A 12,323-nucleotide genomic window follows, 5' to 3' on the forward strand; every position below is an offset into this window, starting at 1 on the left:
TGTGTACCAGCATGCAAGCATTATGAAGCTGGATATTCAAAAAATTGAGGGATACGCGCTGGTAGCCCTTTCCGCCTGTTGTTTTGGCATAATGCCGATTTTTGCCCGCATCGCCTATGCTTCGGGTGTAGATACCACAACGCTGCTGCTTGGCAGGTTTCTCATTGGAGGCTTTCTTCTCTCTTTCATCGCATGGAGAAACCATGCTTTACTGCCACCCAGGCAATCATGGCCGGTTCTGTTTTTGCTAGGAGTAGTAGGGTATACCGGAACCTCATTCTGTTATTTCAATGCCCTCAACCATGCTTCAGCTTCACTGGTTGCCCTGTTGTTGTATGCCTATCCCGCCTTGGTGACCTTGCTGGGCTTTTTCTTCATCCATGAAAAACTTTCCAAAACCAGCTTGATCGCCCTGTTGTGTGCGACCAGCGGATGCGTCCTGGTCATTGGCTTGTCAGGCGAAGGTGATAGCGTGGGATTAGCGCTTGCACTGACTGCTGCCGTTGTGTATTCAGTGTACATTATCATCAGTTCCCAGGTGGTGGGGAAAAGGACGGCAATGGCCAGTAGTGCCTTCATCATCCTCTCAGCATCGCTTTCCTATTGCGTCATAGCTCTTTTCAAAGGTGTCTCACTGCCGAAGACTGGTTCCGGTGCGATGGCAATTCTCGCAATTGCATTTTTCTCTACGGTAGTGGCCTTTTGGTCTTTTTTCGCAGGATTGGGGAGGATAGGGGCGGCAAAAGCTTCCTTGGTGTCGACACTCGAGCCTTTAGTCACCGTACTGTGTGCAATACTTTTCTTGGGGGAATCATTAACCATTTCTACATTGCTTGGCGGCCTGCTCATTGTTGGTTCCTTAGTGTTATCAGCATTGCCTTGTCCGGGCCAAGCAAAGCAAGAGTATCAGGGGAAATCGAACACCGAAACCCTGTGATCGGAATGGCTCGGAACTAGCATGTTTTTGAGTATTTCCTGCAGGCTTGAAGGAGAAAAATTTTTGTCTTGCAGCACCATCCAGTGCAACTTTTTGGTTATCACTAATTCTTCTTTGCTTAAGTTCTGACAGTAGTGGACATTTATGCCAAATAACGGTATTACATAGGGGTAGCTCTCGCTACTACCTATCGTATTGAATGCTCCAGGAGAGAATAATGAACTCGTTGGCATCCCTGCTCAAGGTCAAACGGGATGATGTGCCCTTGATGTATACTGTCTATTTTGCCTTTTTCACCAGCGGGATGATGAGTACCCTCATCGGAGCCCTGCTTCCCTTCATGAAAACCGAATACAACATGAGTTATGTGCTTAGCGGCGCAGTCATTTCTGCCCATCAGATCGGCAACTTCTGCGCTTTGCTCATCGCTGGGTATCTGCCCTATATAATCGGCCGAAAGAGAAGCACTCTGACCCTGTCCTTAGGCATTGTGATTGGTTTTTTGTTGATGACGCTGACCTCCAATCCCGTGTTGCTGCTTATCGCTTTTGCTTTCACCGGCATCGGCCGGGGAACCATGAGCAATATTACCAACGTTGTGATGAGCGAAATAGCTGAGAACAAGACAGCAAGCTTGAATCTGCTGCATGCTTCCTTCGCCGTAGGAGCTTTCCTTGCTCCCTTCCTTGCAATTCTCTCCACCTCAGTCTTTGGGGTGTATTGGAGGATCAGCGCTTGGATATTGGTGATGTTTGAGGTGCTTGTCCTTTTCTTTATCAGTAGGTCTACACTTTCTGGAAAGCCGAAAGCAAAGAACAAAGATGGTGGGACTGATTTCATGAAGAGCGGCCGCTTTTGGCTCAATACGTTCATTCTGTTCTTTTATCTCTGCGGGGAAGCTTCGGTCATCGGATGGCTGGTTACGTATTTTACCGATACAGGCCGTCTCAGTCCGGCTCTAGCACAGACCACCAGCTCGGCTTTATGGATTTTTATCCTTATCGGACGACTTGCGTGTGCTTCTCTCTCCGTAAAAATAAATAAAAATCTCCTTTTGGTGGTTTTGGGATTCCTGCAAATTGTCTTTTTTGTCATGATGATCAGCGTACAGAACGTTGTACTGATTTATATAAGTCTGTTCGGGTTCGGGCTTGCTATGAGTGGAACGTATCCAACTACGCTTTCAACTATGGATAGGAAGTTTAATGCTTCCACCATCGCAACAGGAACCTGTATTGCCACTGCTACTGTAGGGGCAATCACCATGCCGATTATTGTCGGCTCGGTTGCACAAGCCGTAGGTATAGCCGGGGGACTGGCTACTATCAGCTTGAGCATCCTATGTATGTTCTCTCTTATCCTGGTCAAATATGTTCTCGCAAGAAAACACAATACAGAAAGAGAGGAGGCCTAGGCCTAGGTAAGGAATTTCATGATTACTCAGAATACAAAGATTCGGAACATCGCCATTATCGCACACGTCGACCATGGTAAGACCACCTTGGTTGACGGGCTGTTCAGACAGAGCGGCTTGGTCAAGGATAGCGGCCAGGACCGAATTATGGACAGCGGCGCCATCGAGCGGGAGCGCGGTATTACCATCAGCGCCAAAAACTGCGCCATTTCATGGAAAGGCGTGAAGATCAATATCATCGATACTCCCGGACACGCCGATTTCGGTGGTGAAGTGGAACGGGGACTTTCGATGGTCGACGGAGTAGTATTGCTTGTCGATGCGGCAGAAGGCCCCCTTCCCCAAACACGATTTGTGCTTGAGAAAGCGCTCAGACTCAATCTGAAGCCGATTATCATCATCAACAAAGTGGACCGTCAGGATGCCCGTGGAGAGGAAGTCCTCCAGGAAGTCTATGAACTGCTGCTGGAACTTGCCAATGATTCCAGCATGCTCGAGGTCCCCATTTTCTATGCCATCGGAAAGAGCGGTCGTTGCGGTCTCTCTCCGGATACCATGGGTGAAAACCTGCACCCCTTGATGGACTGCATTCTTTCCTATATCCCAGCTCCTGTGTTTGATGATGAACAGCCGTTCCAGATGCTGGTCAGTGATCTTTCCTACAGCGATTATCTGGGACGTCTTGCTGTCGGCAAGGTAGTCAATGGTAGTGCATCAATCTATGACAGCTTAGTCTGTGTTCAGGAAAATGACGTACATAAACCTCTGAGGGTCACGAAATTGCAAACGTATAGTGGTCCTACCTTCTCGGAGACCACCCTGGTACAGAGTGGGGATATTATCGTGCTCAGCGGTGTTGAGGATGTTCATATCGGTGATACCATCTGTACAGCCGACTATCCCAAGGCTTTGGATCGGATTCACATCGATGAACCCACCGTTTCGATGCAGTTCTCCAAGAACATCAGTCCTCTTTCAGGTAAGGACGGGAACCAGGTAACATCTGCAAAAATCTGGGAACGTCTGCAGAAAGAAAGTCTGCGTAACGTTTCAATCCGGGTGGAGAGAAATGCCGATGACACCTTCAGTGTGAAGGGACGCGGTGAGTTCCAGCTCTCAATTATCGTTGAGCAAATGCGGCGGGAAGGGTTTGAACTCTGTGTCGGAAGACCCCGGACAATTTTCAGAACCGATGAGAATGGGAAAAAGACCGAACCGATAGAATTCTTGTATGTCGATTGTCCGGAAGAAAACAGTGGTACTGTCATGGATAAGCTTTCCAAACGAAAGGCCCAGATGAGGGATATCACCTATACAGGAAATGGAAGGGTGAAAATGAAGTTTGAGATTCCTGCACGTGGCTTGATCGGCTATCATGACGAGTTCATGACCGACACCAGAGGCAATGGAATCATGAACACGTACATGAAGGGCTATGAGCTCTATAAGGGTGATTTCCCTGACCGTCTCAGCGGCTCATTGATCAGCGATCGAAGCGGCAACGCTGTAGCCTATGGGTTGTGGCAGCTCGAGGACCGTGGTAGATGGTTCATCGTTCCCGGTGATCCAATCTATGAAGGCCAGGTAGTCGGTGAGCGCAACCGCGATGGGGATTTGCTGCTTAACCCGACCCGCACCAAGAAATTGACTAACATGCGTGCGAGCGGAAAAGACGAAGCAGTGACGTTGACGCCGGTAGCCAAACCTACGTTGGAACAGGCGATCCAGTTCATCAAGGATGATGAATTGGTAGAGGTTACGCCTCTATCTATTCGGATGTGCAAGAAAATCCTTGATGGGCAACAGCGAAAAGTATTCGAGAATCGAGGCGAAATTCCTCAGTATTTGTTGAACAAGTAAGACTATACTAAAGGGAGCCGAAAGGCTCCCTTTATGCAGTATCAGGCATTAAGATAGAGAATCACCGGAGCATGATCGCTTCCCTGTGTTTCCGTATCGATGGTGCTATCCAGGATACTCTGCCTGAGCTCTTCACTGACCAGCCAGTAGTCGATACGCCACCCTGCATTATTCTCCCTTGCCTTGAAACGGTATGACCACCAGGAATAGATTCCCTCGCGATTCGGATACAGGTAGCGGAAGGTATCTATGAATCCTGCATCCAGCAGACTGGTGAATTGATTCCTCTCTTCAATGGAGTACCCTGCATTTCGTTCGTTGGCTTTGGGGTGTCTCAAGTCTATGCTCTGATGGGCTACATTGAGGTCCCCGCATATGATGACGGGCTTCATTGAAGCGAGCGAGCATACATAACTTCTGAACGCCTCATCCCAATCCATACGGGTGTCCAGACGGGCCAGAGCCTCCTGACTGTTCGGCGTGTAGCAGCACACAACATAAAACTGCTCAAATTCTGCAGTAACGGTCCTGCCTTCGTTGTCCAAGGGATGACCGATACCGCGTTGTACCGACACAGGCTCCTGCTTTGAGAAAAGAGCTGTGCCGCTATATCCCTTTTTCTCGGCGAAACTCCAATATGTATGATACCCCTCAGTTACCAAGGATATTTGGTCCTCTTGCAGTTTGGTCTCTTGCAAACAGAAAATGTCGGCATTACTCTGCTTCAAATACTCATCGAAGCCCTTTTTCTGTATTGCCCGAAGGCCGTTTACATTCCAACTGACGAGTTTCATACTTCCTCCTACATCAGGAAAACCTGCAGGGTTTTCGCTTCCGAGAGAACATCCTCAGGCCAAACAGACGCTTGGACTTCTCCTATGTGGGCTTTTTTCAGTAAATACATGCATAACCGGCTCTGACCGATACCACCACCTACTGTCTGGGGAAGCTCTCCCGCAAGCAGACGCTTATGCCAGTAGAGATTGGCACGATCTTGGGCATTGCGTATCTGTAGCTGTCTGAGCAAGGTTTCCCGATCAACGCGGATTCCCATCGATGAGAGTTCCATGGAATCCTGACGAACGGCATCCCATACGATGATATCGCCGTTCAGGCCGGTATGCTGGTCATCAGTTTTTGTCGACCAATCGTCATAGTCGGGAGCTCTGCCGCCTTGGCTGATCCCATCAGCAAGGGGGAGGCCGATGCCGATAAGGAATATTGCCCCGTACTGCTGTGCCAGAACTTTCTCCCTCTGTTGGGGAGTAAGGTTTGGATACTGCTTCTGAGCATCCTCGGTATGGATGAAGGTGATCTGGTCGGGAAGAGTCGGGGGACAGGAGGAAAACATCTCGCTGACCAAAAATTCGGTCCGCTTCATTGCTGAATAAATCTTACGTACGACTTGCTTCAGGAATTCAAGGTTTCGGTCATGTTTTGCCATAACCAACTCCCAGTCCCACTGGTCTACGTAGATTGAATGGATGGCATCCAGGTCATCATCCGGTCGGATGGCGTTCATGTCGGTATAGAGTCCTGTTCCATGTTTGAAACCAAGATCTGCAAGGGCCATTCGTTTCCACTTGGCCAGTGACTGCACTATCTCCATCTCTCGATTCTCAAGGTTTCCGATCTGAAAGCGTACAGGTCTCTCTACTCCGTTCAAATCGTCATTGATACCCGATCCGCGGGGGACAAATAACGGGCTGGTAACCCTGCTGAGCTTCAAGCCTCCGCTGAGCTCACGCTCAAACGTATCCTTGACGTACTTAATCGCTTTCTCTGTCTGCTTCTGCTCCATGGCAGGGACGTATCCTTCTGGGAAAAACCTCGGCATACAAGACTCCTTATTTGACGAAGCATACTGTATTTTATTAAAGAGGAAAAGCACTGGAATGAAGCTGTTTGCTATGCTATCATCGCTCTCTATGAATACCAATTTTGCACTGATTATGGTTGATATGGGTGGGGTGCTTGCACTTCACACCGACACCGGTATGGAAAAACTCCTGCTTAGGGATTTTGGCCTACAAGAGTATGACAGTTTTTCAGAGCTCGATCCTACGCTTCCCGACTTGCTGCAGGAACATAGCAAGAATTGCATCACTGAAGAACAGATGTGGGAACGATTCACCCAGAAAACCGGTATTGTTGTTCCCCCTTACAAAGGTTCGCTATGGGCTAAGTACTTCCAACCGGAACTTGATCAGGCAATGCTTCAACTTCTTTCTGAGCTGAAACAGAATGGGTATCGGGTGGTCTGTGCTACCAATACGGAGGCGGCTCATTATGAGCACCATAAGACTATGCAGCACTATGCAGTTTTCGATACCGTCTATGCTTCATGCGAGATCGGAAAGGCAAAGCCCGAACCTGAGTTCTTTACCCATATACTGCAATGTGAGAATGTCCAGGGCGAGCAGGTGATTTTCATAGATGATAATGCAAAGAACTGCGAAGTGGCCTCCAGCCTTGGTATCCGGGCATATCATTATGAAGATATTTCAGATTTACGATGGGCTCTTTTAGATATGGAAATGATTCAATAGTAATATAAAATTTAAGTCGTAATTACATGAAAATATGCAGAAACCATTGTATTTGTTTGGTTGGTACACTGGTAGAACTTTGTTCTACAAATTACGTAAGCTTGTCTAGTGGATTCACCCATGGTAGCATGCCTAGTGTATTTGTTGCAGAGATAAAATAAGGACTGTGAAGGAAAAAGCCATGCAGAACATTGTGTTTGATAAGGATTTCTTGTGGGGTTGTGCTACAGCCAGCTATCAGGTGGAAGGGGCAATTGAAGAGGATGGAAGAAAACCTTCCATTTGGGATACCTTCTGCAGCCAAGACGGAACCATTATGAATGGAGATGATGGCAGCATAGCCGCCGATCAGTATCATCGATACAAGGAAGATGTACAACTGATGAGCGACCTGAATTTTCAGGCGTATCGCTTCTCCATTGCATGGCCTCGCATCCTTCCTGAAGGACGTGGTACGGTAAACCAGAAGGGTTTGGAATATTACATCAACCTCAGCCAGGAATTACACAGCAAGGGAATCAAAGTAGTGGCGACACTCTACCATTGGGACCTGCCGCAAGTGTTGCAGGATGAAGGAGGCTGGGCTGTTCGTTCCACCGCATATGCATTTGCTGAGTATGCGAAGGTCTGCTTTGAAGCTCTTGGTCCCTACGTGGACCAGTGGATCACGCTCAATGAACCGTTCTGCACCGCATACCTTGGATATTTGCAAGGCATACATGCTCCTGGTATCAAAAATCCGCAACAAGCCTACAATGCTGTCCATTATCTGAACCTGGCACATGGCTTAGCCATACTGGAATATAGAAAGAGCGGTCTGAAGGCTCAGATTGGTACCACCCTCAATCCCAGTCTTCCTAGACCTGCATCCAGGAAGGCCGAGGATGTGCGAGCCGCACGCTATGCAAGAGCCATTTTCACCGATGTATTTCTGTTACCATTGGTAGGAAAGGGATATCCCGTGGAAGTGACACAGGACATGCATATCAGTTTTCCAATCCAAAGTGGTGATATGCAAATCATCGCCCAACCCATTGATTTCATCGGCATCAATTATTATATGGAAAGGGCGGTAGTTCTTGATGAGTCGGATCTGTTCCTTCATAGGGAAGTCCCCTCATGGCAACGAACTACCAACCAGGATTGGCCGATTGTACCCTATGGGCTTCTCAGGATTCTCAAATATTTCGATACGGTTACAAACGGACTTGCTCTGTACATCACAGAGAACGGTTGTGCCAGTGATGATGAGCTTGTTGAGGGCAGGGTTCATGACCATTTCCGCTGTGATTACATCAATGAGCATCTTGCTGCATGCAAGCAAGCAATCGATGAGGGTGTGAATCTCAAAGGATACTTTGTTTGGTCGTTCATGGATAATTTTGAATGGGCATGGGGATATAGTAGAAGATTTGGTATTATCTATGTGGATTATGAAAGTCAAGAAAGATTCCCCAAAGATAGTGCCTACATGATGCGTGATATTATATCAGGATACTGTGAATACTAGATAGAAAATATAGTAAAGTAATATAAATAACTATATAAACCTATAATATATGAATGTGTTATAGGTTTATTTTTATATTTTAAGAATATGAAAAATATAAACTAAAATATTGATATAGATGTTATATACATTTATAACGATATGGAAATAATTAAAAACAGTTTAAATATAATATGTAATTAAGTCAGATAGATACTATAACTATGTCTAAACACTAGGTACTATATGTATTACGTACCAATTGCATAGTATGAGAAATGTTAATAGTAATTTTAAAAACATATCATAAATATATAGAAAACGTATAGAAAAATAATAGATGAAAATTAAAACAATACTTATACAATAGTATTTTACGTAGTATTACTGGTGAAAGTAATATATAGTACTAATGTGTTTGAAATTGCCCAGAAATTGCACGTAGAGTAATTCGTAACGAGCTGCTTTCGTTGTCTCCTGGCTTGGTGATTCTTTGAAGTCACTGAGTCTTGATCAAGCCAAGGAATCTCTCTCACCTATGCTCTGGAATACAAAAGATATGAGGACCAAAATATTTCCTGCTTCCTAGAATTGGATTCCATGAAAATTCTTATAAGGATTCTTTTGTAATACAATCGGTTGGAACGTATGCTAATATGGCTTAACCAATAGTATTTCTAGTGTATAATTCAGAAATAGCAGGATAATTTGACATGCGTTTAGACAAATGGATGATTGTGTATGAATATATATAAAAACACATTAAGATATATATAAGAATAAATAGAAATACCATGTAAAAAAAGTGAAATAATATTGTTTTAACTGTAATACACTTAGTAATACTTTTATTTGTATTGTATTTATATAGTATTATATACGTAGATACACAAGTTTTAGAATAATACTTGTACGACGAAAAAACTCGGAGTATACTAATTACCAAGGTTAAAAATATGGCGAGGACGATATCTTTCCACCTGCAAAAGGGTGGTGTAGGGAAAACTACTATCTCAGGTACATTAGCATGCCAATCCGCTCTGGATGGGTATCGTACTCTGTTGGTTGATGTTGATCCCCAAGGTAATGCATCGTCTTGGTTTCTCAATGAAGCGCCTACCTTTGAATTGGCCGATGTCGTGCAAGGAAAGTGTTTTATCCAGGATGCAATTGTATCTGTTGCACAAGTACCGAACCTTTTTGTTCTTCCTACGTTTGGGATCGGAGGAACCCTCAAGCTTTATTCTGAAACTAAATTGGCTGAAGAACCGTATGTATTGCAAGATTTGATAAAAGAAGTATCAGAAAATTATGATCGAATTATTCTTGATCTGTCTCCGGGCTTAGGACGTCTAGAACGCGCAGCACTCATATCAAGTGACGAAGTTATTACACCGATGACCCCTGAAGTTTTCAGTCTAGATGGATTGGAGATTTTTATTGATGAGCTGAATAAGTTGAGAAAAAACTTACGCTCACCTGTCAGGCATACAAAGATTATTATAAATTCCTTTGACAATAGGATCAGACAGCATAGGGATATTTATTCTGCAGCATGTGAAGGCGTTTTTACTGTATATAAGATTCCGGTTGATCCATTGTTCAGAAAAGCACAAGAAGCAGGTTGTGCGCCTCAACTATTCAAGGTACGAGGTAAAGGATTGAAAGAGAGCACTGTTGACGCGATTCAGACACTTAATAAAGAGATTTGGAGATAGGTATGGCACTTAAGAGAAACCCAGAGGCAGAGAACGAAGTAATCCCCGAAAACAGTATTAGCGGGCAAAAGGCTAAACAACTTTTTTCCCAGGAGACAAGGGCTCCAAAGAAAGAGAACAAGGTGTTAACAACCTTTTCAATCGAACCGTCATTCAAGCGGGAGTTGGAAGAGCTGTTCTCGAGTATGGGGTTGGGTTGGGCTGCCGGAATAAGGTTTTCTTTAAAAGAATTCTCCAAAAAGCATTCTCAGGAATAGTACTGATATTCGCAACACTGTCGATTTGCAACCAGGAAAGAATTGTAGTTTTTACTACAATTCTATTGGTATGTCATTAATATTTACTGGTATAGTTAATAATTATGCTATTAAATATATATTATAATCATTTTAAATATGAATATAAAATGTATCGAAATAATACAAAATACTATAAAAATAAATATCAAAATAATATATTAGTTATGGTAATATTTGTAGTTGGTTATGAGTAATACAGATATATCATATACATATTAAATATATAATAAATAGCATTATATAGATACTTAACCGATATAGAAAATAATGGATACACTATGGTAATATAATAAAAATATATAATAAAAGACTGTAATAGTATATAAAAAGTAGCATACTAGAAAGTAATGCTATAACAGAAAAATTTTATAGGTCTGTAAAATTCTTTTGTCCCCAAAGATAACCTACAGTATACTGGCTGCGAGGAGCGAGAACATGGCAGAAGCATGGTATCAAGATTGTGTTGTGTACCAAATCTATCCGAGGAGTTTTCAGGATAGCAATGGGGATGGAATAGGGGATATCCCTGGAATTATTCAGCGACTGGATTACCTGCAAACACTGCTGATCGATGCTATTTGGCTCAGTCCCATTTTTCTCTCTCCTATGGCTGATTTTGGGTATGATGTTTCAAACTACTGCGCAATCGATCCTGTTTTTGGAACCATGGAGGACGTTGAAAATCTTATTGCAGAAGCTCATACGCGAAATATTCGGGTTGTATTCGATTTGGTTCTCAATCATACATCAAAGGAACATCCTTGGTTCATTGAAAGTAAACAATCCCGCGATACTGAGAAGTCAGATTTCTATATATGGTCCGATACCATTCCCAACAATTGGTATGCAGCCTTCGGCGGGCGGGCTTGGACATATGATTCTCTTCGAAAACAGTACTACTTGCATTCGTTTTTGCCTGATCAACCGGATCTGAACTGGAGAAATCCCAAAGCTGTGGATGCGATTTTCAGTCAGTTGAAGTTTTGGTTGGATAAGGGTGTTGATGGGTTTCGATTGGACGTCATCAATTGCATCATCAAAGACGATGCCTTTCGAAATAATCCCAAAATACTTGGATCCCGTCCTCGTCCCTATGATATGCAGCGCCATATTTTTGACCGCAACAGACCTGAATCACATCAGAAATTAAAAATGATGCGTAAACTGATCGACGGTTATGATCAGCGTATGCTTGTAGGCGAGATAATGGTGGAGCTGCCAGGAGAGCCTGAGCTGGCTGCCTCATATTTGGGAAGGTTTCAGGATGAGCTACATCTTTGCTTTGATTTCTCGCTTGCCTATACACGGTTTTCTGCTCTGAAATGGAAAAGAGTAGCCAAGCGTTGGTATGAGGCTGTAGGAAAACATAGGGTTCCGACTTGGGTATTAAACAATCATGACCTTCCGAGACTAATAAGCCGTTTACGGGGAAATGAAAATAAGGCACGATTGGCAGCGATGTTTCTGCTCACCCAGCGTGGTGCAATTTTCTTGTATTATGGCGAGGAATTGGGAATCCCCAACTCCAAGGTATCCCGATCAGCAATGTATGATCCTTTGGGAAAGCGGTATTGGCCATTTCATCCAGGTCGTGATCCTGAGCGTGGTCCTATGATTTGGAGCACGGGAGAAGGGAACGGTTTCACTACGGGAGAAAGTTGGCTCCCCTTTGCAAAAGCAGCGAACCGTTATTCGGTTGAGAATCAGGAACTTGAAGATGATTCAATGCTTCATTTCTATAGAAAGCTGTTAGGATTGCGCAATAAGGATTCTGTTTTACGTCTTGGCTTGTGTTCGTTCATTGACACGACCTGCATCCATATTCTTGCCTATTGCAGGGAACTTGATGAAGATCAAAGGCTGATTCTTCTCAATATGAGTGGAAAGATACAGACGTTCGGTATCCCATTGTTGCAGGACAAAGACATCCGCTGTGAGAAGCTGTTCTCTACTCATATGGTGCAGGAACCTGAAATGGACAGCCTGCATGCAATTACCATGCAGCCCTACCAAGGCAGCATCTATCGTTTGGTGTCCAAACAATAGATGCTGGGTGC

Annotated in this window: 10 protein-coding genes; 8 read left to right on the forward strand and 2 right to left on the reverse strand. The window is 44.3% G+C overall.

The window, feature by feature from the left end; all coding sequences use genetic code 11:
- The first annotated feature begins 1 nt into the window (after position 1).
- The 3 genes from SPIBUDDY_RS05895 to typA all read left to right on the forward strand — a co-directional run bounded on the left by SPIBUDDY_RS05895 (position 2) and on the right by typA (position 4,211).
- A complete protein-coding gene (locus SPIBUDDY_RS05895) occupies positions 2 to 937 on the forward strand; it encodes a DMT family transporter (RefSeq protein WP_013606840.1) in 936 nt (311 codons plus the stop codon).
- A 217-nt stretch (positions 938 to 1,154) separates the two neighbouring features.
- Positions 1,155 to 2,351, forward strand: a complete 1,197-nt coding sequence (locus tag SPIBUDDY_RS05900; protein ID WP_013606841.1) for an MFS transporter — start codon at positions 1,155 to 1,157, stop codon at positions 2,349 to 2,351.
- 18 nt (positions 2,352 to 2,369) lie between these two features.
- Entirely contained in the window at positions 2,370 to 4,211 is a 1,842-nt protein-coding gene (typA, locus tag SPIBUDDY_RS05905; protein ID WP_013606842.1) for a translational GTPase TypA, read from the forward strand.
- Positions 4,212 to 4,252: 41 nt separating this feature from the next.
- Here the strand turns inward: typA and SPIBUDDY_RS05910 are convergent, their stop codons facing one another.
- Entirely contained in the window at positions 4,253 to 5,005 is a 753-nt protein-coding gene (locus tag SPIBUDDY_RS05910; RefSeq protein WP_013606843.1) for an exodeoxyribonuclease III, read from the reverse strand.
- A gap of 8 nt (positions 5,006 to 5,013) precedes the next feature.
- Complete coding sequence (gene asnA / locus SPIBUDDY_RS05915) at positions 5,014 to 6,048, reverse strand: aspartate--ammonia ligase (protein ID WP_013606844.1); 1,035 nt, start codon at positions 6,046 to 6,048, stop codon at positions 5,014 to 5,016.
- Positions 6,049 to 6,139: 91 nt separating this feature from the next.
- On the opposite strand from asnA, the gene SPIBUDDY_RS15635 reads away from it, so the two are divergent.
- The 5 genes from SPIBUDDY_RS15635 to SPIBUDDY_RS05940 all read left to right on the forward strand — a co-directional run bounded on the left by SPIBUDDY_RS15635 (position 6,140) and on the right by SPIBUDDY_RS05940 (position 12,312).
- Positions 6,140 to 6,760: an HAD family hydrolase gene (locus SPIBUDDY_RS15635; RefSeq protein ID WP_172634187.1), complete on the forward strand. Its 621-nt coding sequence runs from the start codon at positions 6,140 to 6,142 to the stop codon at positions 6,758 to 6,760.
- A 181-nt stretch (positions 6,761 to 6,941) separates the two neighbouring features.
- Positions 6,942 to 8,270, forward strand: coding sequence for a GH1 family beta-glucosidase (locus SPIBUDDY_RS05925; RefSeq protein WP_013606846.1), 1,329 nt, complete (start codon positions 6,942 to 6,944; stop codon positions 8,268 to 8,270).
- Positions 8,271 to 9,205: 935 nt separating this feature from the next.
- Positions 9,206 to 9,967, forward strand: coding sequence for a ParA family protein (locus tag SPIBUDDY_RS05930; RefSeq protein ID WP_013606847.1), 762 nt, complete (start codon positions 9,206 to 9,208; stop codon positions 9,965 to 9,967).
- 2 nt (positions 9,968 to 9,969) lie between these two features.
- On the forward strand, positions 9,970 to 10,224 hold the full coding sequence (locus SPIBUDDY_RS05935; protein ID WP_013606848.1) for a hypothetical protein: 255 nt from the start codon (positions 9,970 to 9,972) through the stop codon (positions 10,222 to 10,224).
- Between the two features lie 477 nt (positions 10,225 to 10,701).
- Positions 10,702 to 12,312: an alpha-amylase family glycosyl hydrolase gene (locus SPIBUDDY_RS05940; RefSeq protein WP_013606849.1), complete on the forward strand. Its 1,611-nt coding sequence runs from the start codon at positions 10,702 to 10,704 to the stop codon at positions 12,310 to 12,312.
- Positions 12,313 to 12,323 lie beyond the last annotated feature (11 nt).

It is taken from the genome of Sphaerochaeta globosa str. Buddy, assembly GCF_000190435.1.
In the GTDB taxonomy this organism is placed as follows: domain Bacteria; phylum Spirochaetota; class Spirochaetia; order Sphaerochaetales; family Sphaerochaetaceae; genus Sphaerochaeta; species Sphaerochaeta globosa.

Coding starts and splice junctions, on each gene's coding strand:
- asnA (WP_013606844.1), bottom strand. CDS start 6,048: ATGCCGAGGTTTTTCCCAGAAGGATACGTCCCTGCCATGGAGCAGAAG.
- typA (WP_013606842.1), top strand. CDS start 2,370: ATGATTACTCAGAATACAAAGATTCGGAACATCGCCATTATCGCACAC.
- SPIBUDDY_RS05930 (WP_013606847.1), top strand. CDS start 9,206: ATGGCGAGGACGATATCTTTCCACCTGCAAAAGGGTGGTGTAGGGAAA.
- SPIBUDDY_RS05910 (WP_013606843.1), bottom strand. CDS start 5,005: ATGAAACTCGTCAGTTGGAATGTAAACGGCCTTCGGGCAATACAGAAA.
- SPIBUDDY_RS05940 (WP_013606849.1), top strand. CDS start 10,702: ATGGCAGAAGCATGGTATCAAGATTGTGTTGTGTACCAAATCTATCCG.
- SPIBUDDY_RS05935 (WP_013606848.1), top strand. CDS start 9,970: ATGGCACTTAAGAGAAACCCAGAGGCAGAGAACGAAGTAATCCCCGAA.
- SPIBUDDY_RS15635 (WP_172634187.1), top strand. CDS start 6,140: ATGAATACCAATTTTGCACTGATTATGGTTGATATGGGTGGGGTGCTT.
- SPIBUDDY_RS05925 (WP_013606846.1), top strand. CDS start 6,942: ATGCAGAACATTGTGTTTGATAAGGATTTCTTGTGGGGTTGTGCTACA.
- SPIBUDDY_RS05900 (WP_013606841.1), top strand. CDS start 1,155: ATGAACTCGTTGGCATCCCTGCTCAAGGTCAAACGGGATGATGTGCCC.